15 protein-coding genes are annotated in these 24,552 nt (G+C 71.9%); 3 read left to right on the plus strand and 12 right to left on the minus strand.

The features are described from left to right. Positions 1-2: 2 nt before the first annotated feature. The 5 genes from MF406_RS18115 to MF406_RS18135 all read right to left on the minus strand — a co-directional run bounded on the left by MF406_RS18115 (position 3) and on the right by MF406_RS18135 (position 11,945). Positions 3-5,057, minus strand: coding sequence for an ExeM/NucH family extracellular endonuclease (locus MF406_RS18115; protein ID WP_242897966.1), 5,055 nt, complete (start codon positions 5,055-5,057; stop codon positions 3-5). 231 nt (positions 5,058-5,288) lie between these two features. After that, positions 5,289-5,924, minus strand: a complete 636-nt coding sequence (gene pgsA / locus MF406_RS18120) for a CDP-diacylglycerol--glycerol-3-phosphate 3-phosphatidyltransferase (protein ID WP_242897967.1) — start codon at positions 5,922-5,924, stop codon at positions 5,289-5,291. Beyond that, positions 5,921-7,393, minus strand: a complete 1,473-nt coding sequence (gene rimO / locus MF406_RS18125; RefSeq protein ID WP_242897968.1) for a 30S ribosomal protein S12 methylthiotransferase RimO — start codon at positions 7,391-7,393, stop codon at positions 5,921-5,923. The genes pgsA and rimO overlap by 4 nt, the downstream gene beginning before the upstream one ends. Positions 7,394-7,687: 294 nt before the next feature. Continuing rightward, complete coding sequence (locus MF406_RS18130; protein ID WP_242897969.1) at positions 7,688-9,364, minus strand: helix-turn-helix domain-containing protein; 1,677 nt, start codon at positions 9,362-9,364, stop codon at positions 7,688-7,690. Positions 9,365-9,368: 4 nt separating this feature from the next. After that, a complete protein-coding gene (locus MF406_RS18135) occupies positions 9,369-11,945 on the minus strand; it encodes a DNA translocase FtsK (protein WP_242897970.1) in 2,577 nt (858 codons plus the stop codon). Positions 11,946-12,157: 212 nt separating this feature from the next. Between MF406_RS18135 and MF406_RS18950 the strand changes: the two genes are divergently transcribed. Then, entirely contained in the window at positions 12,158-15,391 is a 3,234-nt protein-coding gene (locus MF406_RS18950; protein WP_305853006.1) for a M4 family metallopeptidase, read from the plus strand. 143 nt (positions 15,392-15,534) lie between these two features. On the opposite strand, the gene MF406_RS18155 is transcribed toward MF406_RS18950, so the two are convergent. Together MF406_RS18155 and dapA are read right to left on the minus strand one after the other, a co-directional pair. Further along, positions 15,535-17,220, minus strand: a complete 1,686-nt coding sequence (locus MF406_RS18155; protein WP_242897971.1) for a ribonuclease J — start codon at positions 17,218-17,220, stop codon at positions 15,535-15,537. Beyond that, a complete protein-coding gene (dapA, locus tag MF406_RS18160) occupies positions 17,217-18,113 on the minus strand; it encodes a 4-hydroxy-tetrahydrodipicolinate synthase (RefSeq protein WP_242897972.1) in 897 nt (298 codons plus the stop codon). Before dapA ends, MF406_RS18155 begins: the two co-directional genes overlap by 4 nt. 148 nt (positions 18,114-18,261) lie before the next feature. On the opposite strand from dapA, the gene MF406_RS18165 reads away from it, so the two are divergent. Continuing rightward, complete coding sequence (locus MF406_RS18165) at positions 18,262-19,824, plus strand: sulfatase-like hydrolase/transferase (protein WP_242897973.1); 1,563 nt, start codon at positions 18,262-18,264, stop codon at positions 19,822-19,824. Between the two features lie 37 nt (positions 19,825-19,861). On the opposite strand, the gene MF406_RS18170 is transcribed toward MF406_RS18165, so the two are convergent. After that, positions 19,862-20,800, minus strand: a complete 939-nt coding sequence (locus MF406_RS18170; protein ID WP_242897974.1) for an LLM class F420-dependent oxidoreductase — start codon at positions 20,798-20,800, stop codon at positions 19,862-19,864. A gap of 22 nt (positions 20,801-20,822) precedes the next feature. Next, on the minus strand, positions 20,823-21,308 hold the full coding sequence (locus MF406_RS18175; protein WP_242897975.1) for a dihydrofolate reductase: 486 nt from the start codon (positions 21,306-21,308) through the stop codon (positions 20,823-20,825). A 69-nt stretch (positions 21,309-21,377) separates the two neighbouring features. Here MF406_RS18175 and MF406_RS18180 point away from each other — a divergent pair, with 69 nt between their 5' ends. After that, positions 21,378-22,262, plus strand: a complete 885-nt coding sequence (locus MF406_RS18180) for a hypothetical protein (protein WP_242897976.1) — start codon at positions 21,378-21,380, stop codon at positions 22,260-22,262. Between the two features lie 30 nt (positions 22,263-22,292). On the opposite strand, the gene MF406_RS18185 is transcribed toward MF406_RS18180, so the two are convergent. From MF406_RS18185 to gcvT, 3 genes are all read right to left on the minus strand, one after another. Continuing rightward, on the minus strand, positions 22,293-23,087 hold the full coding sequence (locus tag MF406_RS18185) for a thymidylate synthase (protein ID WP_242897977.1): 795 nt from the start codon (positions 23,085-23,087) through the stop codon (positions 22,293-22,295). A gap of 64 nt (positions 23,088-23,151) precedes the next feature. Next, complete coding sequence (locus tag MF406_RS18190; RefSeq protein WP_242897978.1) at positions 23,152-23,421, minus strand: hypothetical protein; 270 nt, start codon at positions 23,419-23,421, stop codon at positions 23,152-23,154. Beyond that, the gene (gene gcvT, locus MF406_RS18195; protein WP_242897979.1) at positions 23,418-24,536 is read right to left on the minus strand and encodes a glycine cleavage system aminomethyltransferase GcvT; all 1,119 of its coding nucleotides are present in this window, start codon (positions 24,534-24,536) and stop codon (positions 23,418-23,420) included. The genes MF406_RS18190 and gcvT overlap by 4 nt, the downstream gene beginning before the upstream one ends. Between the last annotated feature and the right edge of the window lie 16 nt (positions 24,537-24,552).

Genomic DNA, 24,552 nt, shown 5'->3' on the forward strand with positions numbered 1-24,552 from the left:
GGTCAGCGCCGGACCCGGATCGTCCGCTTGACCGTCGCGCCCTTCAGCGCGGCACTGCCGGCGTAGCGGATGGTCAGCACCTTCTTGCCCTTGGTGCCGAACGCCGGGAGGCGGAGCCTGACCCTGCCGTTGACCACCTGCTTGCTGACCTTCTTGATGCCCTTGGCGTTGACGGTCACCGTGCCGCCGACCTTGATGCCGTCGGCGTTGGCCACCGTGACGGTCACCCAGGCCCGGGTCTTCCTGACCTTGACCTTCTTGGGCGTCACCTTCGCGGTCATCCTCACCGAGCCCTTGGCCACCTTGGGCGTCGCGGCGGACGTCGCCACCCCGTCGGTGTAGCCGTCGGCGGAGGCGGTGACCCGGAGGCTGATCCGCTTGCCGACGTGGCCGGCCCGCAGCTTCAGCCTCGTCCCGGTGGCGCCGGCGATCGGGGTGCCGTCCGCCAGCCACTGGAAGGCCACGTCCTCGGCCTCCGGCGTCCACTCACCGGGGGTGCCGGTGAGCGTCTTGCCGACCTGCGCCTTGCCGGTGACCGTCGGCGCCGTCTCGTTGACGACGGCCGGGACGGCCGCCGCCACGGTGATCGGGACGATCACCTCGGTGCCCGTCTCCGGGCCGACGAGCAGCAGCTCGACCTCACCGACCGGCGTGGTCACCGGCAGCGTGACGTCCACGTGGGCGGTGCCGTACTGGTCGTAACGGACGGTGCCGATGGTGTTGTCGACCGGCGCCGAGCCGATCTCCTCACCGTCGAGCATGACCAGGATCGTGTCGTCCTGGACGTCGTAGACCGGGTCCTCGGGGTTGACCCGACCGGACATCGCCAGCGACGCCACGTCGAACACGACCTGGTCCCCGGCTTCGTAAACCTCCGGAGCACCCTCCGGGAACTCGACCTCGACCCCGCGCTGCTCGTAGTCGACCGGGAGCGGCTCGTCACCCTCTTCGGTGTTGGCGAACTCCTCCATGTAGTCGACCATCGCCTGCAGGTCGACCTTGCCGGTGTCGCGCTTCTGCGTGCCGTTGGCCAGCTCGTGGAAGTTGTCGCCACCGGTGGACAGGAACGAGTTTACCGTGACCGAGTACGTCGCCTCGGGGTCGATCGGCTCGCCGTCGAGCCACATCCCCGTGACCTCGCCCTGGAAGGTCTCGGTGCTGCCCACCGTGACCGGGGTCTCGACGTAGGTGTACTTGAAGCCCTCCGAGACGCCCAGCTTGAGGAACGGCCGCGAGGGCACGGCACCGGCCGTGGTCCGCTGCCACTGCTGCTCCAGCACCGTCTCGATCTGGGCGCCCGTGAGCTGCATGTTGATCAGCGTGTTGGCGAACGGCTGGACGTTGGCGGCCTGCCGGTAGGTGACGTCGCGCGGACCGTCGCCGTCGGCGGAGCCGTCCATGTCGGCCCGCAGACCGCCCGGGTTCATGAACGCGATCTGCGCGCTCCCGGCCTCCTGCGTCTCGGTCGCCCAGCGCTGCACCTCGGCCACGAGGTTGCCCAGCGTCGACTCGCCACCGCGGTTCTCGTCCGCGAGCGGCGGCGCCGGCGGCGGTGCCGGGACCGGGAGCTTCGCCCGGCCGAACCGGTCCTCGATCTGGCCCAGCTCGACCGCTCCCAGCACGTCCGCCTCGGTCTTCGCGTCGGCGACGATCTGCTCGACGACCGGGTCGGGGGTGTAGCCCTGGTTGACCAGCGGCAGCAGCGCGGCGGTGACGTCGAGGACCTCGTTGGTGGCGGGGTCGACGTCGAACACCAGCTGGTTCAGCGCGGTGCCGTACTGGCCGGCCGAGACCACCGGGCGGCCACCGATCTCGCAGTTGTAGGCGAGGTGGGTGTGGCCGGAGATGATCGCGTCCACGTCGTCGTCGACGCCGGTGACGATGCTGCCGAACGCCGACGCCGGATCGTCGTCCATGGTGTCGCAGCTGGTGCTGGACGCGCCCTCGTGCACCAGCATCACCACGATGTCGGCGCCGTCGGCCCGCAGCTCGTCGGCGTACTGGTTGGTCGACTCCACGATGTCCTCGACCGTGATGTCGGCGATGCCGCCGGGGCTGACCAGCGACTTGAGCTCCTCGGTGGTCGCACCGACGAAGCCGACCTGCACGCCGTCGCGCTCGGTCATCCAGGTCGCCGGCACGGCCGGGTCACCCGTCGACGTGAGCGTCAGGTTGGCCGAGATGTACTCCCACTCGGCGCCACCCTCGGGGTGGTCCGCGTTCATCACCCGGTCGACCAGGTCCTCGTATCCCTGGTCGAGCTCGTGGTTGCCGACCGCGGAGACGTCGAGACCGGCCTCGTTGAGCGCGTCGATCGTCGGCTTGTCCTTCTGGATGAAGGACTCGAACGTCGACGCACCGATCAGGTCACCCGCAGCCGCGAACACCGTCGGGTAGTCCGCCTCCAGCTCCTTGACCGCCCCGGCGAGGACCGCGGCGCCGGCGGCGTTGTTGCCGTCGGCCGCCAGCCGACCGTGGAAGTCGTTGATGCCCAGCACCTGGATCTGCTTCGGCCCGTCCGCCTCGAGGGCGTCGAGGCCGACGATCTCCGGGTTGTGGTCGGAGGCGCTGTACGGCTGCTCGGTGTAGAGGATGGTCGCGTTGTAGTTGTAGCGGCTGTACTGGTTGAACACCGTCTCGTTGGCGTTGATCTCCCAGATGTCGACGCCGTCGACCATCGCCGCGGCCGCCTCGTTCGCGACCACGTGGTCGAGCGAGCCGACCTGGCCGTCGAAGTTGTAGCTGTGCTCGCCCTCCGGCGCGACCCGGCTGTAGCCGTCCTCGTAGAGGACCTGCATCGGGTCCTCCTGCGAGTAGGCGTTGAAGTCACCGGTCAGGAAGACCGCCTCGACGCCCCGGTCGGCCGCGAGCTCGTCGGCGTACGCCGACAGCGCCTCGGCCTGCGCGATCCGGTCCGGGTTGGCGTTGCCCTGGCCGGTGCCGTCGTTGGCGCCCGAGCCCTTCGACTTGAAGTGGTTCACGATGACGGCGAACTCGCTGCCCTCGGCGCCGCCGGCGGGCCTGAACACGGCCGCGAACGGCTCGCGGGCGTTGTCGAAGACCGCCTCACCGAAGAGCATGTCGGCCTCGCCGACCTGCTCGACGGCCGCCGGCTTGTAGATGAAGCCGGTGCGGATGACGTCCTGCTCGGCGACGTTGGCGGGCTCGGAGGCCGAGGCCGGGGACGCCACGTAGTCCCAGACGTCCGAGCCGGCGTCGTCGTTGAGGGCGTCGACCAGCGTGCTGAGCGCCTCGTCGCGGTCGTGGCCGTCGACGACCAGGCTGTTCTCGATCTCCTCGACCGAGACGATGTCGGCGTCGAGGGCGTTGATCGCGTTGACGATCTTCGTCTCCTGGCGGTCGAAGCTCTCCTCGTCCCAGGCGCCTCGGGCGTCGCAGCCGGTCCGCACGGCGATCGGGTTGTTCTCGCGGTCGACGTACGGCTGGCAGCCGGCCAGGTCCTCACCCAGCGTGGTGAAGTAGTTGAGCACGTTGAACGTCGCCAGCGTGAAGTCGCCACCGACCTCCTCCGGCGCGGCCGGACGGCCCTGCTCGAAGGTGACCAGGCCGGTCGGCTCCTCGACGACCTGCTCGGCCGGCTGCACCTTCCAGCCGAAGCGGTAGTCGAGGATCACCGGCTGGTCGAAGGTGACCGCGGCGCCGACCCGGACGTGGTGGTCCGGCGTGTGGTACGGGAACGGCGTGTTCCGCGCCGGCACCGTCGGCGGGTTGTCGGTGTTCCAGTACGTCGTGCTGGAGCCGTCGTCGAGGACCACCCGGTGCGCGTTGTTGTAGGCGACCCGGGCGGCGATGGCGTCCGTGTCCTGCGCGTCGATGATCTCCGTCGGCGTGACCAGCGGCTCGGTGGAGTTGGCCGCGAGGCCGATCTCGCCGAAGAAGTTGTTGCTGGTGCTGTTCGGCGGGTTGTACGCGGAGCCGTCGTGCACGTCGGTGACGGTGAAGTCGCCGGTCGGCAGGAACGCCTCGCCCTCGTGCTCCTCGCGTGCGGCCTCGAGCGCCGCGCCGGTCAGGCACGCGGTGCCCGGCAGTGCGCAGTCGGTGCCCGGGATCGTGGTGTTGGGCTCCACGTCGCCGAGGTCGGCGACCTCGGTCACGGTGCTCGCGGTGATCTCGGTGAGCGTGCCGAACTCCGACACGACACCCTCGACCTCGACCGAGTCCCCGATCTCCAGCGTCGACTCGTCGAACGTCGGCCCGAAGACGAACACGCCGTCGGAGGCGCCGGGCGTGGTGTCCGGGCCCGGGGTCTGCAGGTAGAAGCCGTTGAACCCACCGGTCGGGTACGTCGCGGTGACGACACCCTCGGTGATCACGGTGTCGCCGACCATCGGCGACGCGGCACCGGTGCCCTGGACCTCGGCGATGGTCGCCTCGACCGGGTCACCACCGCCGCCCGGGCCGCCGCCCTCGCCACCGGAGTTGGTGGGGCTGGGTGCGGCGAGGGAGAAGTCGTCGGCGTTGTTGTCGGTGTCGGTGCCCGCCTCGTCGCGGTTGAGCGAGCTCGTGGAGCTCGCCGCCCCGGCCGGCGCACCCTCGAAGCTGGCGGCCCCGGACGCGCCCACGAAGTCGACGATCCCGGCCGTCCCGGAGGTGTCGCCGGAGGTCGTGATGATGGTCGTCCCCTCCTGGAGGGCGACCTGACCGCCCGCGGCGGCCATGCTGAAGGAGGCGGTCGTGTCCGGCGTCGGCAGCGCCACGCCGTTGCCGCCGGTCGCGCTCATCTGGATCAGCCAGTGCTCGCCGGCCGGGACGCTCCCGGACAACGCGAACGGAGGACCACCCGAGTTGCCGTTGGCGGCGCGGTAGTGGATCGCCAGGCCGGAGAGGCTGATGTCCTCGTCCGTCGGGTTGTAGAGCTCGACGAAGTCGGCGTTGAAGGTGGCACCGCCGTTGCCGCCGGCGCCGTAGACCTCGGAGATGACGAGGGCGGTGCCGTCCGGGTTGGCGTGGGCGGTGGGTGTCGCGAGGAACGAAAGACCAGTGACGCTGAGTCCGAGCCCGACGGCTCCGACCACTAGCTGCTTCGGTGAGGGCATGAAGGCACTTTCCGCGAGGTGGGCACGACTCGGGCAGGCCGGTGTCCGGGTGGCCCGGACGACCGACGGGCGGGGAAGTGCCCTGACACTAAGCCTGTGCGGGGCCCCTCGGGCAAGATCCTGAGAGAAACCTGAGGCAACTGTTTCGTAACGAAACCGGAATTTCACCGGCTGGTCGGCGTACCGGTCCAGACCACCGAGCCGGCGGGACGCGGAGCGGCTCGAGAACGCTCAGCGCGCGGCGTCGGCCTTGCCGCCGCGGATCTGGTGCCGCTGCTTCCACACGTCGCGGAAGAACTCGTAGCCCGACCACAGGGTCAGCGCGAACGCGACGAGGAGCAGCGCGATCCCGACCACCCAGACCACCTCGCCGGGGACGTCGAGCCAGCCGTCGACCTCGAGCAGCGGGAGCGTGAGCAGGCCGAGGGCGCCGGCCTGGGCGAACGTCTTCCACTTGCCGCTGTTGGCGGCGGCGATGACCACAGATTTGAGGATCGAGAGCCGGAGCAGCGTGACCGCCCACTCCCGGACGAGGACGACGATGGTGATCGTCCACATCCACCAGGTGTCCATGATGATCGAGAGCCCGATGAAGGCCATGCCGGTGATCGCCTTGTCGGCGATGGGGTCGGCGATCTTGCCGAAGTCGGTGACCAGGTTGCGGCTGCGCGCGATGTCGCCGTCGACCTTGTCGGTCACCATCGCGACGAAGAAGATCCCCCAGGCCACGGTGCGCCACAGCACCGAGTCGCCGCCGTCGACCAGCAGTGCCCAGCCGTAGAAGGGCACCAGGACGATCCGCAGCGTGGTGAGCGCGTTGGGAAGGTTCCAGTTGCTCGGCTTCGTGCCCGGAGCTCCGTCGGTCATCGCTTCTCTCCCGTCGCTTCCGCCACCAGGTCGACGCCGTCGCTGGCGACCACCACCGCCTCGACCAGGTCGCCGACCCGCGCACCCTCGGCGTACCGGACCAGGGTGCTGCCGTCGACCTCCGGGCCCTGGTGGGCCGCCAGCCCCTCGACGTGGCCGTCCACGCCCGGCGCGACGTCCTCGACCAGCACCTCGACGGTCGTGCCGACGCGGTCCTCGGCGCGCTCGGCGTTGAGCTCGGTGACCAGGTCGGTGACGTGCGCCACCCGGGCACGGATCTCGTCGTCGTCGTGCTTGTCGTCGAAGCCGGCGGCCTCGGTGCCGTCCTCGTCGGAGTAGCCGAAGACACCGGTGACGTCCATCCGGGCGGCGACCAGGAAGTCGCAGAGCACTTGGAAGTCGTGCTCGGTCTCGCCGGGGAAGCCGACGATGACGTTCGACCGCACGCCCGCCTCCGGCGCCAGCGCCCGCACCTGCTCGAGCAGGCCGAGGAAGCTGTCGGGGTCGCCGAAGCGGCGCATCCGCCGCAGCACGGTGGGGCTCGCGTGCTGGAACGAGAGGTCGAAGTACGGCGCGACGCCCGGCGTCGTCGCGATCGCCTCGATCAGGCCCGGCCTGGTCTCGGCCGGCTGCAGGTAGGAGACGCGCACCCGGTCGACGCCGTCGACGGCCGCCAGCTCCGGCAGCAGCGTCTCGAGCAGCCGCAGGTCGCCGAGGTCCTTGCCGTAGGAGGTGGAGTTCTCGGAGACGAGGAACAGCTCCCGCGCGCCCTGGCCGGCGAGCCACGCCGCCTCGGCGAGCACGTCGGAGGGGCGCCGGCTGACGAAGGAGCCGCGGAAGGTCGGGATCGCGCAGAACGTGCACCGGCGGTCGCAGCCGCTGGCGAGCTTGAGCGCCGCCATCGGTCCGCTGTCGAGCCGCGCGCGGGCCTCGAGGGTCGCCGGCGCGGCCGCGGGCCGGTCGGCCGGGCTGATCGGCAGCAGCTTGCGGCGGTCGCGCGGCGTGTGCGGGTGTGGCCGCTCCCCCGCCACGATCGAGCGGAGCCGCGACGCGATGTCGGTGTAGTCGTCGAACCCGAGCACCGCGTCGGCCTCGGGCAGCGACTCGGCCAGCTCGGCGCCGTACCGCTCCGCGAGGCACCCGACGGCGACCACGGCCCGGGGTCGGCCCGACTCCTTGAGGTCCGCGGCCTCCAGCAGGGTGTCGATCGAGTCCTTCTTGGCGGCGTCGACGAACCCGCAGGTGTTGACCACCACCGTGTCGGCGGCCTCGGGGTCGTCGACCAGGGCGAACCCGTCGGCGGCCAGGCGGCCGGCGAGCTCCTCGGAGTCGACGTCGTTGCGCGCGCAGCCGAGGGTCAGCAGCGCGACCGCGAGCGGGGCGGAGCCGTCGGCGGGCGTGCCGGTGCCGGGCGTGCCGGTGCCGGGTGTGCCGGTGCCGGGTTCGGGGCTGGTCTCGGTGGTCGTCATGGCTGACCGCCAGTATGGCGGCTCCCCGATCCCCCGCGCGAAACGCCGACCCGGCTCGTCTCTGCGCGCCACGAGGCTCGACCCGGCTCGTCTCTGCGCGCCACGAGGCTCGACCCGTCGCATCTCTGCGCGCCACGAGGCTCGACCCGGCTCATCTCTGCAGCGCAACGTGCAGAAATGAGCCGGGTCGGCGCGGTTTCGTTGCAGAAATCAGCCGGGTCGGCACCTTCTGCGTGCAGAGATCAGCCGGGTCAGCACCTTCTGCGTGCAGAGATGAGCCGGGTCGGCGTCTTGTCAGGGGGCGGGGATCGCCTTGGTGACCTCGGCGCCGGTCTCGCCGAGCGGCTCCGGGTCCTGGCCGTCGACCGAGATCTCGACCGAGCCGTCGGAGCTCCACACCCGCACCGGCGGGACGACCTCGAGCTCCGCGGTCTGCCCGAAGGCGAGCGGGCCGTCGAGGACGATGTCGCCGCTCCCGTCGCGGACGACGAGCCGGGCGCCGCCGCCGGAGGCGGTCAGCGTGACCGGGACGGCGGCCGCCTTCTTGGGGCCGTTGGCGATCCCGGCGCTCTGGTTGAGCGTGTCGACCGAGGAGACCTCGACCGGGCCGTCCATCAGCAGCTTGGCGACCGACCACACCAGCACCGCCGCCATGATCGCCGCCACCAGCACCGACCAGTTGCGGCCGCCGCGGGTGCCGCGGATCGCCCCGCCGGCGCCGGTCGCGAGCTCGGACTCGAAGACCCGGCGCGGGTCGATGGGGGCGTCGGCGTACTTCTCGTCGTACGTCGCGACCAGCGGCCCCGCGTCGACGCCGAGCACCCGGGACAGCGTCCGCAGGTGGCCGCGCGCGTAGAAGTCGCCGCCGCAGGGCCCGAAGTCGTCGACCTCGATCGCCTCGATCACGTGCGGGCGGATCCGCGTCCGCTCCGAGAGCTGGTCGACCGTCAGCCGCAGCCGCTCGCGCGCCGCCTCGAGCTGGGGCCCGATCACCGGCTCGGCCGCGGGCCGCACCGCCAGGTCGTCGAGGACGACGGTGAGGGCGTGGTCGGGGTCCGCCCCCTCCTCCGGCAGCGCCCGCAGCTCGGGGTCGAGCCGGAGGGCGTTCGCGCCCACGGTCGGGTGGGTGCCGGTGTGCGCGTCGAGGTTCCGTCGGACCTCGGGCCGGTGCACCTCGACCCGCGCGGGCGCGACCACCGGGCGGCCCGGGTCGGGGGCGCCGCCGTCCACGGCCTCGATCTCGTCGGTCGACGCGTCGCCGTCGACGGCCGGGATCGAGTCGACGGTGTCGGTCTCGTCGGCCAGGCCCGAGGTCGCAGCCGGGTCGGAGGTGTCGGAGGTGTCGGAGGGGGCGGGACCGGCCATCTCCTCGACCCCGTCCTCGGGACCCGCCTCGCCCTCGTCCTCGGCCAGCCCCGGCACGACCTCCACCACGTCGGCGCGGCCGTCGGCCAGCGCGGCCAGCTCGTCGCTCAGGCCGGAGCGGTCGGCACCGACCACCCGCGTCGCGAGGGTCAGGGGGACGATCAGCTGCCGGCCGTCGTCGCCGACCACCAGCAGGTGGCCGTCGCGGAGCGCGCGGCGCGGCAGGTGCTCGAGGCACTCGACGCCGTCCCACGCGATCCCCTGCCAGGTCGCGCCCTTCCGCAGCCGGACCCCGAGCGGGTCGGCCACGAGCAGCGGCGCGCGGCCGTCGAGCAGTGCCGCCAGGTGCAGCACGGTGACCAGGGCGAGCACCCCGAATGTCGCCCAGTCGAGGGCGCCGCCGTGGTCGAACGCCCGAAGGGCGAAGGCGACGGCGAGGACGGCGGCGACGGCACCGACGACGCCCGACAGGACGACGTGGCGGCGCACCTCCACCTGCGGCGCCGGCGCGTCGGGCGGCGCCGCCGCGTGGGCGTCGGGCTGGGTCTCGGGCTGGTTCTCGGGCTGGTTCTCGGGCTGGGTCTCGGGCTGGGTCTCGTCGGTCATGACGTCATGCCTCTCCCTGGATCGTCGCGATCACGGAGTCGAGCTCGTCGGGCTTGACCAGGACGTCGCGGGCCTTGGAGCCTTCGCTCGGCCCGACCACGCCCCGGCTCTCGAGGATGTCCATCAGCCGGCCGGCCTTGGCGAAGCCGACCCGGAGCTTGCGCTGCAGCATCGACGTGGAGCCGAACTGCGTGGAGACGACGAGCTCGATCGCCTGCACGACGAGGTCGAGGTCGTCGCCGATGTCGTCGTCGAGCACCTTGCCGCCGCCCTGCGGAGCGGTGACGTCCTCACGGTAGGTCGGCTTGAGCTGGCCCTTGCAGTGCTTGACGACCTGGTGGATCTCCGCCTCGGTCACCCAGCTGCCCTGGACTCTTATCGGCTTCGACGCACCCATCGGCAGGAACAGCCCGTCACCCTGGCCGACCAGCTTCTCCGCGCCCGGCTGGTCGAGGATGACCCGGCTGTCGGCCAGCGACGAGGTCGCGAACGCCAGCCGCGACGGCACGTTGGCCTTGATCAGGCCGGTGACGACGTCGACCGAGGGGCGCTGGGTCGCGAGCACCAGGTGGATGCCGGCGGCGCGCGCGAGCTGGGTGATCCGGACGATCGCGTCCTCGACGTCGCGCGGCGCGACCATCATCAGGTCCGCGAGCTCGTCGACGATGACCAGCAGGTAGGGGTACGGCGTCAGCTGGCGCTCGCTGCCGGGCGGCACCTCGACCTTCCCCGCACGGACGGCCTTGTTGAAGTCGTCGACGTGGCGGAACCCGAAGTTGGCGAGGTCGTCGTAGCGCAGGTCCATCTCGCGCACGACCCACTGCAGTGCCTCGGCGGCCTTCTTGGGGTTGGTGATGATCGGCGTGATCAGGTGGGGCACGCCCTCGTAGGCGTTGAGCTCCACCCGCTTGGGGTCGACCATGATCATCCGCACCTCGTCGGGCGTGGCCCGCATCAGCACCGAGGTGATCATCGAGTTGATGAAGCTGGACTTTCCGGAGCCGGTGGCGCCGGCGACCAGGAGGTGCGGCATCTTCGCGAGGTTTGCCACGACGAAGCCGCCCTCGACGTCCTTGCCGAGGCCGGACACCATCGGGTGGTGGTCGTTGCGCGCCGCGTTGGAGCGCAGCACGTCGCCGAGGGAGACGATCTCCTTGTCGGTGTTGGGGATCTCCACACCGACCGCGGACTTGCCCGGGATCGGGCTGAGGATCCGCACGTCCTCGGAGCCGACGGCGTAGGAGATGTTGCGCGCGACGCCGAGGATCTTCTCGACCTTCACACCGGTGCCGAGCTCGATCTCGTACCGGGTGACCGTCGGGCCGCGCGTGTAGCCGGTCACCTGGGCGTCGATGCCGAACTCGTCGAGCACCTGGCTCAGCTTGTCGACGACCGCGTCGCTGGCCTTCGACCGGGCACGGTGCGGCGAGCCGGGCTTGAGCACGTCGCCGGCCGGCAGCGTGTAGGCGATGTCGCCGGACAGCGCCAGCTGCTCGACGCGCTGCGGCAGCGGGCTGTGCGGCGGCGGCTCCAGCTCGCCGGTCTCCTCCTGCGCGACGGGGGCCGGCGGCTCCGTCTCGGCGGGGTCCTCGAGCGGGATGTCGATCGGCTCCCGGAGCTCCATCGACTCCTCGGTGCTGGGTTCGGCCTTGCGGCCGCGCCGCTTCTTCCGCGGCTCGGTGAGCAGCGGGGTGTCGTAGGCCGGGTCGCCCATCAGCGGGTCGACGGTGTCGTCACCGCCCCGCGCCCGGATCGGCTGCGTCTGCTCGTCCGCGTCGTCGCCGGCGCCGTGCGGGTGGCCCAGCAGCACGTCGCCGAGCTCGCGCAGCCGGTCGGGCACCCGGTAGAGCGGGGTCGCCGTGATGACGAGGACGCCGAAGAACGCGAGCATCGCGAGCAGCGGGACGACGACGTACGACGACCGCAGCAGGTCGAGCAGCAGCGCCGAGACGACGTACCCGACCGCTCCCCCGCCCTCGCGCAGCGGCGAGGTGTCGCCGCTGACCGGCTCGGGGCTGCCGTTGGCGATGTGGACGATGCCGAGCAGGCCGAACGCGAACGTGGTCCAGCCGATCACCTGCCGGCCGACCGGGCCGTTGCGCACCGGGTCGCGCATCACCCGCCAGCCGGCGAGGAGGACCAGCAGCGGGACGAACCAGCCGACCTTGCCGACGCTGCCGGCGACGACCGTGCGCACCAGCTCCATCGCGCCGCCCGGCACCTCGAACCACACGCCCGCGGCGACGACCAGCGCCAGGCCGCACAGCAGCAGCCCGACACCGTCGCGGCGCTGCTCCGGCTCGATCTCCTTGGCGCCGCCGACGATGCCCCGCACCACGGCTCCGACGCCGTGCGCGATCCCGAGCCACACCGCGGCCAGGGCGCGGGCGAGCGCGGTGAAGAACCGCGCCACCGGGCCGGGGCCGCTGCGGACGGCACGCGGTGCCGGTCGCCGGGACTTCGTGGCCCGGGACTTGGACGTACTCCGTGGTCGCGAGCTGGTGCCTGCCTTGCCGCTGCTGCGGCTGGTGGACGTGCTCCGGCTGCGCGACCGCGGCGGGGAAGACGTACGGGTCGCCATGCTGCGACCCTACTCATTCGTCACTCCAGCCACAGGGATCACGGATGCGTGTCGTCACGCCGGATCCGGCGAAGTGAGCAACCGGTAACAAGAACCCGACACGCCGAGAAAATCAAGGTCTAGATCCGCACCGAGCCGACTCCTAGGGTGCCGGATGGTGCCCCCTCTCGGGCCGCACCTCCCGCAATTCATGCATGGGAAGGGACCACTCGGTGAAAATTCTGTCTCGGGGCCACAGCTTGACGCTCGGCCTCGCCCTCATCGCCGCCGGCCTGGCGGCACCCCCGATGATGAACACCGCGACGGCGGCGCCCAAGCCGGACCCCACCGCGGTCGAGAAGATCCGGCAGGCCGCCGACGGCGCCGTGGCACTCCGCACCAACCCCGCGACCGGCAAGGCAGGCATCGTCCGCGCCAAGGCGCGCGGCGGCGACCTGCTGCCGTCCGTGGCCGCCGACACCGTCGCGGAGGCCAAGGCCAAGGCCGACCGGTACGTCGACCGCTACGCCGCCGACGTGTTCGGCGTGGAGGCCAGCCAGCTCGAGCCGACCGAGGTCTTCACGGACCGCTACGGCTCCTCGATCACCTTCACCCAGTCCTACGACGGCATCCCCGTCTTCGGCGCCGAGCTGAAGGCGCACGTCGACAAGAGCGGCCGGCTCACGTCGGTCAACGGCTTCGTCGCGCCCGACGCCGAGGTCGACACCACCGCGACGGTCTCCGAGGAGCAGGCGACGGCCCGGGCCCTCGGCGCGGTCAAGAGCCGCCCGTCGGGCTACGAGGACGCCCTCCCGGACGCCGTCGCCGACACCCTCGAGGTGCGCTCGGCCGACCAGGCGATCTACCGGATGGGCTCCACCCGCGGCATCCCGGGCAAGTCCCGGCTCGCGTGGGTGGTCGAGGTCTGGAACCAGGACACGGTCCGCGAGACCGTCATCCTGGACGCCGCCACCGGCAAGGTCCTCAACCGCTGGTCGATGATGGCGCACGCCCTCGACCGCGAGCTCTACGAGGGGGCCTACGACCCGGAGAACCTGGTCTGGGAGGAGGGCGACCCGTTCCCGGGCGAGCTCGACGAGGACCAGCAGAACGAGGTCCTCGGCACGGCCGAGGCCTACTGGATGTTCATGAACACCTTCGGCTACGACGCCTGGGACGGCGAGGGCGGCCAGATGATCACGGTCAACAACGACCCGACCATCAACTGCCCCAACGCCAACTGGAACGGCGTCACGACCAACTACTGCACCGGCGTCACCGGTGACGACACGGTCGCGCACGAGTGGGGCCACGCCTACACCGAGTCGACCTCGGGCCTCATCTACCAGTGGCAGTCGGGCGCGATGAACGAGGCGTACTCCGACATCTGGGGCGAGACGGTCGACATGCTCAACGACCGCCACAACGAGGGCGGCGAGACGCAGGACGACCCGGTGCTGCGCACGCCCGGCCAGTGCTCGGACTACACCCGCTCCGCGGTCGACATGGAGATCACCGCCCCGGAGGAGGTCGCCGGTCCCTGTGAGGCGATCCCGGCGTCCTTCGGCCCGGTGTTCGGCCAGGAGCCCGTGACGGGCACCGCCGTGGTGGCGACCGACGAGGCCAACGAGGAGGGCCCGACGACCACCGACGGCTGCACGGCGTACGACAACGCCGACGAGGTCGAGGGCCAGTGGGCCTACGTCGACCGCGGCACCTGCACCTTCCAGGTCAAGGCGGACAACGCCGTGGCCGCGGGTGCGGTCGGCATCGTGGTCGGCAACACCGAGTCCGGTGCGATGACGTCGATGTCGGGCGTCGCCGACCTCTACGGCGTGATGGTGTCGTACACGGACGGCGCGAAGTTCAAGGAGGCCGGCGAGCCCGTGTCCTTCGAGATCTCCGCGGTGCCGGCTGACACGGACGAGACGTACCGCTGGCTCTCCGGCGAGTCCGACCCGGCGTTCGGCGGCGCGATCCGCGACATGTGGAACCCGAACTGCTACGGCGACCCGGGCCGCGTCTCCGACGCCGAGTACACCTGCGACGAGGAGTACGACGACGCGGGGGGCGTGCACACCAACTCCGGTGTGGTCAACCGCACCTTCGCGATCCTCGTCGACGGCCTCCCCGGTGTCGTCCAGCCGATCGGGCTGGACAAGGCGGCCAACATCTTCTGGCACACGCAGACCAACCACCTGACGCCGACCTCGGGCTTCGCCGAGCTGGCCGACGGCCTGGAGGCCTCGTGCGCCACGCTGACCGGCCAGGACATCAACGCGGTGACGCTCGGCGAGCCGACGGAGCCCGACGGCTCCGACGGTGCGGCCACGCCCGAGCTGGCCGACCCGATCACCGGCGCCGACTGCGCAGCGGTGACCGACGCCATCGCCGAGACCCAGCTGCGGAGGGAGCCCGTGAAGTGCAACTTCCAGCCGCTGCTCGAGAAGGGTGAGGTCTCCTGCGGCAAGGGCCTCGAGTCGACCACGACCTGGTCGGAGGACTTCGAGGACGGCCTCGAGGGCTGGACCCAGGACCACGAGTTCGGCAACTACGGCGGGATCGGCTTCCCGCAGCTCGGCGGCGCCGTCCACCACCCGTGGGTGACGACCGACGACATGCCGACGGTCACCGACTACCCCGGTGGCAGCGGGAGCCGGGCGCCGTCCACGGTCGCCTACGGTGCCGACCCGACGACCGGCAGCTGCGCGGGCGACGAGGACGACGAGTCGTCCCGCAACGGGCTGATCTCGCCGGTCATCGAGGTCCCGGAGGGCTTCCAGCCGCGGCTCTCGTTCGACCACCTCGTGGCGACCGAGGCGCTGTACGACGGCGGCAACGTCAAGTACAGCACCGACGGCGGGGAGACCTTCGAGGTCGTTCCTGACGACGCGTGGGTGTTCAACGAGCCGCGCGGGGAGCTCGAGACGGCCGCGGCCGGCAACAGCAACCCGCTGGCCGGCGAGCCCGGCTTCACCGGCACCGACGGCGGCGAGAGCACCGGGTCGTGGGGCACCTCGGTCATCAGCCTGCCGCGGCTCGGCCTGATCCCGGGCGACACCGTGCAGTTCCGGTTCGACATGGGTCGCGACGGCTGCAACGGTGTCGACGGCTGGTACGTCGACGACGTCCGGGTGACCATCTGCGAGGAGGCCGACGAGGCTCCCGCGAAGGCCAACACCAACACCAAGGTGGTCTCGGTCAAGCCCAAGAAGATCAAGCGCAACAAGCCCTTCACCGTCAAGGTGAAGGTCAACAGCGCCGACACCCCGAAGGGCAAGGTGCAGATCCGCAAGGGCAAGCGGGTCCTGGCCCGGGGCACGCTCAACAAGAACGGCGTGGTCACCATCAAGGTGGGCAAGCGCAAGCTCGCGGTCGGGCGGCACCAGCTGGTCGCCGTCTACCTCGGCAACGCGTCGTTCAAGGCGAGCAGGGACACCTTCCGGGTGCGGGTGGTCCGCAGGTGACCACCGCCTGACCCTGGCGCAGCACGAAGACGGGCCCCGCTCCTCCTCCGGGAGGGGCGGGGCCCTTCGTCTGCGCAGTCTGCGCGGTCTGCGCGGCCTGGGCGGCTTGCGCGGTCTGGGCGGCGGAGTCCGGCGACCGGCTGCTACGCCTCGACGACGACCGGGATGATCATCGGCCGGCGACGGTGGGTGTTGCTCACCCAGCGCCCGATCGTGCGGCGCACCGTCTGCTGCAGCTGGTAGGTGTCGGTGTTGCCTTCCTCGATCGAGCGGTTGACCGCGTCGACGATCGGCTGCTTGATGCCCTCGAAGTCGGAGTGGGCCCAGGCGTGACCGCGGGCGTGGATCTCGGGCCCGGCGGAGACCTTCCCGGCGACCGAGTCGACGACCACGATCACCGAGATGAAGCCCTCCTCACCGAGGATCCGGCGGTCCTTCAGCTCGGCCTCGGTCACGTCGCCGATCGACTGGCCGTCGACGAACACGTAGCCCACGTCGACCTTGCCGACCACCTTCGCGACGCCGTCGACCAGGTCGACCACGACGCCGTCCTCGGCGTAGACGACGTTGTCGACGCCGGTCTCCTTGGCCAGCGCGCCGTTGGCCAGCATGTGCCGGATCTCGCCGTGGACCGGCAGCACGTTGCGGGGCCGCACGATGTTGTAGCAGTAGAGCAGCTCGCCGGCGCTGGCGTGGCCGCTGACGTGCACGAGTGCGTTGCCCTTGTGCACGACGTGGGCGCCCCACCGGGCGAGGCCGTTGATGACGCGGTAGACCGCGTTCTCGTTGCCGGGGATCAGGCTGGACGCCAGCACCACGGTGTCGCCCGCCTCCAGGTGGACGAAGTTGTGGGTGCGGTTGGCGATCCGCGCGAGAGCGCTCATCGGCTCCCCCTGCGACCCGGTCGAGATCAGCACCTGCCGCTCCGGCGGCAGCTCGGCGAGCTCCTTGGCCTCGACCATCACGCCGGGCGGGATCGTGAGGTAGCCGAGGTCGCGGGCGATGCCCATGTTGCGCACCATCGACCGGCCGACGAACGCGACCTTGCGGCCGTGGGCGACGGCGGTGTCGAGGATCTGCTGCACGCGGTGCACGTGGGAGGCGAAGCAGGCGACGATGATCCGCTGGTCGGCGTCGCGGAAGACCTGGTCGAGGACCGGGGTGATCTTCTTCTCCTGGGTGGTGAAGCCCGGCACCTCGGCGTTGGTGGAGTCGGTCAGGAAGAGGTCGACCCCCTCCTCCCCCAGCCGGGCGAACGCCCGCAGGTCGGTGATCCGGCCGTCGAGCGGCAGCTGGTCCATCTTGAAGTCGCCGGTGTGCAGCACCATCCCGGCGCCGGTGCGGATCGCCACGGCGAGCGCGTCGGGGATCGAGTGGTTGACGGCGACGAACTCGAGGTCGAACGGGCCGAAGCTGACCCGGTCGCCCTCCTTGACCGTCTGGAACGCGGTCTGCTTGAGCCGGTGCTCGCGGATCTTGCTGTTGACCAGGGCGAGGGTCAGCTCGGAGCCGACGAGGGGGATGTCCTCCCGCTCGCGGAGCAGGTACGGCGTCGCGCCGATGTGGTCCTCGTGACCGTGGGTCAGCACCAGCGCCTCGACGGCGTCGAGCCGGTCGCGGATGGGGGCGAAGTCGGGGAGGATCAGGTCGACGCCGGGGTGGTGCTCGTCGGGGAAGAGGACGCCGCAGTCGACGATCAGGAGCCGGCCGTCGTACTCGAAGACGGTCATGTTGCGGCCGACCTCGCCGAGGCCGCCGAGGGGGATGACCCGCAGGCCGCCCTTCGGCAGCTCCGCCGGGGGGCCGAGCTCGGGGTGCGGGTGGCTCATGCAACGACCTCGACGCCAGCGGCCTCCAGGCCGGCCCGGAGGGCGGCGAGCTCGGTGTCGTCGAGCTCGACGAGGGGCGACCGGACCCGTCGGTTGTCGAGCACGCCGACGAGCTGCAGCGCCGCCTTCGCCGTGGTGGCGCCGTAGTTGGGGGCACCCATGATCGCCTCGATCGCAGGCAGCATCCCGGAGTAGCTGTCGCGGGCGGCCACCGGGTCTCCGTGGTGGAACGCCTCGAGCATCTGCCGCAGCCGGTCGCCCAGCACGTGGCCGACGACGGAGACGAAGCCCACGGCGCCGTGGGCGAGCCAGGCCAGGTTGAGCGCGTCGTCGCCGGAGTAGATCGCGAACCCCAGGTCGACCAGTCGGGTGCCGCGGGCGAGGTCGCCGGTGGCCTCCTTCACGGCGACCACCGTGTCCCAGCCGGCGACCTCCCGGTAGACCTCGAGGCCGATCGTCGTGCCCGTCCGACCGGGGACGTCGTAGAGCATCACCGGGACGTCGGACGCCGAGGCGACCTGGCGGAAGTGCTCGAGGAGCCCGCGCTGGCCCGGCTTGCTGTAGTACGGCGTCACCAGCAGCAGGCCGTCGGCGCCGACCTTCTCGGCCTGCCGGGCGAGCTCGAGCGAGGTGCGGGTGTCGTTGGTGCCGACCCCGGCCACCAGCGTGACGTCGGGCCCGACGGCGTCGCGGACGGCGGCGAGGACCTCGCCATCCTCGGCGACGGTGGTCGTCGGCGACTCGCCGGTCGTGCCCGAGACCACGATCCCGTCGTGCCCGTGGTCGACGAGGTGGCGTGCAACCTTCTGGGCCCCGTCGAAGTCAATTGTCATGTCCTCCCGCAAGGGGGTGACCATCGCGGTCAGCACGGTGCCGAAGGGGGGCGCAGTCATGGATCAAGGCTATCCCCTGCGGCGCGTGCCCCCGGCGACGCGGGGCCGGACCGGCGCCGCGGACGGCACGCGGACGCCGGTAATGGCCCGGCGAGCGCCGCGAGGTGATGTAATCCGGACGCACATTCGATCGGGGAGGATCCGCGCGTTGTCCATCACTGCTGCCTGCCGGTACGTCGGCGTCGCGCTGCTGGCGGTCGCGACCGCGCTGCTCGCCGCCGTGGCGGGGCCGACCGACGCCCGTGGCGGCGCGCCGACGCTGGCGGCCGGGGCCGCCCCGGACCGGCGACCCAACATCGTGCTGATCCTCACCGACGACATGCGCAAGGACGAGATGCGCTTCATGCCGCACGTGCGGCGGATGCTGGTCGCCCAGGGCACGTCGTACACCGCTGCGATCTCGCCTAACCCGATCTGCTGCCCCGCCCGGGCGGAGATCCTCACCGGGCAGTACGGCCACAACAACGGCGTCCAGACCAACCGGGGCCGGTGGGGCGGCTACCAGAGCCTCCGCGACCCCGACGACACGATCGCCGCGTGGTTGCAGGACGCCGGCTACCTCACCTCGCACCACGGCAAGTACCTGAACTTCTACCAGCTGGAGTGGTCGGCCCGGGAACCCGGCTGGACGGTCTGGGACACCCAGGTCCGCGGCACCTACACCTACGACAAGCACGCCGCCTTCACCAACGGCGACGTCTACCGCAACCGCTACATCTCCGGCATCGTCGCCGCACGCAGCAACCGGGCGATCACGCGGTTCTCGAGGGCCGACCAGCCGTTCTTCACCGTCATCAACCACGTCGCGCCGCACAACGCGGCCGAGGCGGAGGAGGACGACGCGTGGGGAGTGCCCGTGGCCCAGCGCAAGTACCGCCGCCACTACACCCGGCTGCGACCGACGTCCTCCCGCAAGCCGTCGTACCTCGAGAAGGACGTCTCCGACCTGCCGAGCGACCTCCGTCGGCACTCCACGACGCACCGGCGGATGACCCAGTTCGCGCGAGCCCGCGCCCGGGCGCTGCGCTCCGCCGACGACGCGGTCGCTGCGACCATCCGCCGCCTCGCGCGGCTCGGTGAGCTCGACAACACCTACGTCGTCTTCGCCTCCGACAACGGCTTCCTCCTGGGCGAGCACCGGCTGCGCGGCAAGGACCTGCCGTTCGACGAGGCCCTGGAGATCCCGCTGGTCGTCCGCGGTCCCGGCATCGCCCGCGGCGCCCGGGTGAACGAGCCGGTGAGCCTCGTGGACCTCACGGCGACCTTCCTCGACTGGGCCGGCGGGGTCGAGCCCGGCCGGACCCTCGACGGGGTGAGCCTGCGCCGGCTGACGCGCGGCAGCCGCGACACCCTCCCCATCCAGGTCGGCGACACCGTCGCGGACGCGACGCCGGGGTGGAAGTACTGGGGCGTCACCACCCGCCGCTACCTCTACGCGATGCACGCCGGGCACCCCAGCACCGGCGTGCTCTTCGACCGGCGGCGCGACCCCCACGCCCTGGTCAACCGGCTCTACGACCCGGCCTACGCCCGCATCCGCGCCGAGCTCGAGCGACGGACGCTGCTGCTGGTCAGGTGCAACGGTCAAAAGAGCTGCAACCAGGCGTTCGGACCGATGCCGGGTCCCAAGCCGTCCGCCGGCGGCCGGCTCGCCGAGCCGCTCCCGGCCGTGCCGCCGCCGGGCATCCGTCCGCCCGGCGACGACCACTGACTGCTCACCCCCCGGCCGTCCGGGTGGCGCGGACCGGTCACACGTGCGGCATGACGTCCTCGGCCACCAGGTGCAGGTGGTCGAGGTCGGCGAGGTCCAGCACCTGCAGGTACACGCGCTCGGCGCCGGCCTCCGCGTAGGTGCCGATCTTGTCGACGACCTCCTGCGGGGTGCCGGCCAGCCCGTTGGTCCGCAGCTCGTCGACCTCGCGGCCGATCGCCGCCGCCCGGCGGGCGATCTCCGCCTCGTCCTTGCCGACGCAGAGCACGAGGGCGTTGGACCAGGTCAGCGACCCCGGGTCGCGCCCGATCTCCTCGCAGGCGGCGCGCACCCGGGCGAACTGCTCCCGGGTCGTCTCCACGTCGACGAACGGGAGGTTGAACTCGTCGGCGTACGCCGCCGTGAGGGCTGGCGTGCGCTTCTTGCCCAGCCCGCCGACGACGACCGGCGGCCCGCCGCGGCGGCCGCCGTCCTGCACCGGCTTGGGCAGCGCGGGCGAGTCGGCGAGCTGGTAGTGCCGCCCCGCGAAGTCGTAGGTCTCCCCAACGGGTGTCGCCCACAGCCCGGTGACCAGCTCGAGCTGCTCGGCGAACCGCTCGAAGCGCTCGCGGGTGTCGGGGAACGGGATCCCGTAGGCGGTGTGCTCGGCGGCGAACCAGCCGGCTCCGAGCCCGAGCTCGACCCGGCCGCCGCTCATCTGGTCGACCTGGGCGACCTGGATGGCGAGCACGCCGGGGTGGCGGAAGGTGGCGCTCGTCATCAGGGTGCCGAGCCGGATCGTGGTGGTGTCGCGGGCCAGGCCGGCGAGCGTGGTCCACGCGTCGGTCGGCCCGGGCAGCCCGTCCCCGCCCATCGTCAGGTAGTGGTCGGACCGGAAGAAGGCGCCGAAGCCGAGCTGCTCGGCGGTGCGGGCGACGGCGAGGAGGTCGTCGTACGTCGCGCCTTGCTGGGGTTCGGTGAAGACTCTGAGCTCCATGGCTCCTAGCCTTCCAGACGCCTCATGACCGGTCGTCGACGCGCCGCCACCACACGATCTCGAAGCCGTCCCGCGGCTCCCGGCGCACCTCGCGCCACTCGGCGCGGTCGAACGCCGGGTAGAACGTGTCGCCCTCGGGACTGAGGTGGACCTCGCTGATGACCTGCTCGTCGGCGAACGGCAGCGCCGCCGCGTAGACGGCCGCACCGCCGGCCACCATCACCTGCCGGTCGGCCGGGGAGCCGGTGAGCAGCCGGTCGGCGAGCTCGAGGGCCTCCGGCACGTCGTGGGCGACGTGGACGCCGTCGTCGGACCAGCCGGGATCGCCCGTGAGCACGACGGTGGTGCGTCCGGGCAGCGGCCGGCCGATGCCCTCGTGCGTGGTGCGCCCCATGAGGAGCACGTGCCCGGTGGTGAGGGCCTTGAAGTGGTCCCAGTCGGCCTGGATCTTCCACGGGATGCCCCGTGCCGCGCCGATGACGCCGTTCTCCGCCACCGCGGCGACCATGGTCACCGTCCTGCCGCCCGGGGTCATCCGGTGGCGCCGATCGTGGAATCGGTGGACACTCGCGCAGTCATGGGACGAAGCCTGCCATCCGCCGTCGTGGCGCTGCTGCTCGCCACGACGGCGGCGTGCTCGACGGAGGGCTCCGACGTCGACGAGCCCCGCGGCGGCGCCGAGGAGTCGCCGTCGGTGGTCGTGGTGCCTCCGTCGACGCCGAGCGGCCGGGTGGAGGCCGAGCTGCTGCAGTACTCCCGCGACGCGGCCCGCGGCCGGATCCAGGTCTGGCTCGAGAACGGGACGGCCGACGACCTCGAGCCCACCCGGATCGTCTACGACGACCCCCGCCTCTCCCGGCCGATCCGCGCCCAGCGGCTGCGCACCGATCCGGCAGGGTCGCGGCGCGGCTACCCGCTCCCGCTGCCCGAGCCGCGCTGCGACGCCGTGCCGCCACGGGACGCCGTCGTCGTGGTGCACACCGCGTCCGGGCGGCAGACGGTGCCGGTGACCGACCCGGTCGACGTCGTGGGCCAGTACGTCGCCGCGCGCTGCTTCGAGGCCGACGTACGCCGCCTGGTCGACCTGCGCTGGGCCGACACGGTCCCCGCGCGCGCAGGGACCGGCACGCTGACACTGGTCGCGACGCCGACCGGACGGCCCGGAGCGGTCGAGGTCGTCGACGTGGGCGGGACCCCGATCTTCGGTTCACCGCCCGGCGAGTCGTGGGCGATCGGCGCCCGCGTCCGCAGCCCCGGCCCGGCGCGCCGGTTCGAGCTGCCGGTCGCGCCAGTGCGCTGCGACAGCCACGCCTTCCTCGAGGCCGGCGGGGCGACCGCCTTCCGGCTCACCCTCCGCGTGGGCGGGCGCACGGGCCAGTTCGTGCTGCGGATGTCGCCCACGGGCGGCCGTGCGGCGATCGACTACGGCCTCCGGGCCTGCCACCTCGGCCGGGACGGCTGAGCGGCCGACCCGCGGACACGGAGGTCGTCGTCAGACGGCGATCGGCGCCTTGATCGCCGGGTGCGGGTCATAGCCCTCGACCCGCACGTGCTCGAGGTCGAAGGCGTCGATCTCGGTGACCGACGGGTCCAACCACAGGGTCGGCAGCGGCCGCGGCTCACGGGTCAGCTGGAGCCGCGCCTGCTCGAGGTGGTTGGAGTAGAGGTGGGCGTCCCCGAGCGTGTGCACGAAGTCGCCGACGCGCAGGCCGGTGACCTGCGCGACCATGTGGGTCAGCAGGGCGTAGGACGCGATGTTGAACGGCACGCCGAGGAACACGTCGGCCGAGCGCTGGTAGAGCTGGCAGCTGAGCCGCCCCTCCGCGACGTAGAACTGGAACAGCGTGTGGCACGGCGCCAGCGCCATCCGTGGGATGTCGGCCGGGTTCCACGCCGAGACCACGTGGCGGCGGCTGTCGGGGTCGCTGCGGATCTGGTCGATCACCTGCGCGAGCTGGTCGATGTGCCGCCCGTCGGGCGCCGGCCACGACCGCCACTGCGCGCCGTAGACCGGCCCGAGGTCGCCGTCGTCGTCGGCCCACTCGTCCCAGATCGTCACGCCGCGGTCCTGCAGCCACTTGACGTTGGTGTCGCCGCGGAGGAACCACAGCAGCTCGGCGAACACCGACCGGGTGTGCACCTTCTTCGTCGTCACCAGCGGGAAGCCGTCGGCGAGGTCGAACCGCATCTGGTGGCCGAACACGCTCCGCGTCCCGGTGCCGGTGCGGTCGCCCTTCTCCACCCCCTCGTCGAGGATCCGGCGGACGAGATCGAGGTAGGCCTGCACGGCGCCCAGCCTAGTTGGTGGCCGGGGCGGCTGGCGGGACGCTCGCGGGCGAGAGCAGGTGCGGCTACGCGCTGAGCGACATCGGTCCGTACACCTCGCGGTCGACGTCGAAGAGCGTCACCGCGGCGACGCCCTCCTCGGCGAGGGCCGACCAGGTCTCCCCGATCCACGACTCGGCGTCGGCCTGGCTGGCGAACCGGCGGCCGCCGTACTCCTCGGCCGCGGGGCCGCTGAGCTCGACCTCGTTGCCCGCGGAGTCCTCGAGGCGCCACCACCACGGGCGCTCGGCAGGGGACGGCTGGCGGAAGAGCGGAGGGGGATCGGGAAGGTTCACGACTCACGCACCTGGGTCCGGACGAACGGCGGTCTCGTGACTTGGAACGTCTCGCGGCGCCCCCGCACGTCGACCGCGACCTCGGCGTCGTCGGCGACGACCGACGCCACCAGTGCCAGGCCGATGCCCTTCCGCAGGGTCGGCGAGAACGTGCCGGACGTGATCTCGCCCAGCAGCACGTCGGGCACCAGGCTCACCGACATGTGCGGCCGGGGGATCGCCCGCCCGGCGGCGACCAGCCCGACCAGCCGGCGCCGCGGGCCCTTCTCCTTCTCGGCGAGCAGCGCGTCGCGGCCCCAGAACTCCGGCTTCGACCACCCGACCGCCCACCCGAGGCGCGCCTCGTTGGGCGTGACGTCGGGCCGGATGTCCTGGCCGTGCAGCGGGTAGCCCATCTCGGTGCGCAGCGTGTCGCGGGCGCCGAGGCCGCACGGCACGATGCCGTGCTCGGCGCCGGCCTCGAGCAACGCGTCCCAGAGCTCGCCGGCACCCTCGGCGGGAGCGATCAGCTCGTAGCCCCGCTCCCCCGTGTAGCCGGTGCGGCACACGGTCAGGGCGCGACCGCCGAGCTCGGCGTCGACGAAGCTCATGTACTCGTGGCCGACCGGCAGCCCCAGCGCCGACAGCACCGCGTCCGACCGCGGCCCCTGCACGGCGAGCACCACCTGCTCGTGGTGCTGGTCGGTGACCGTCACCCCGTCCGGCAGGTCCGCGAGCAGCCGGCGCACCACCTCCGCGCTGTTGGCCGCGTTGGGCACCAGCAGCACGTCGTCGTCGCTCTTGTAGTAGGCGATGACGTCGTCGACGATGCCGCCGGTCGTGGGGTCGCAGCACAGCGTGTACTGCGCCTTCCCGGGGTGGATCCGGCCGAGGTCGTTGGTCAGTGTCCGGTTCACGTACCCCGCCGCACCGCTGCCGCGGACGGCGACCTTGCCGAGGTGGCTCACGTCGAACACGCCGACCGCCTCGCGCACCGCGGTGTGCTCCTTGACGACGCCGGTCGGGTACTCCAGCGGCATCTCCCAGCCACCGAACTCCGCGAGCTTGGCGCCGGCCGCGACGTGCCGGTCGTGCAGCGGCGAGTGGGACAGCAGAGGAGGGCTCGGGTCGGGCATGGCGGCGAATCTACCC

Origin of the sequence: Georgenia sp. TF02-10, from assembly GCF_022759505.1 — a bacterium.
In the GTDB taxonomy this organism is placed as follows: Bacteria; Actinomycetota; Actinomycetes; order Actinomycetales; family Actinomycetaceae; genus TF02-10.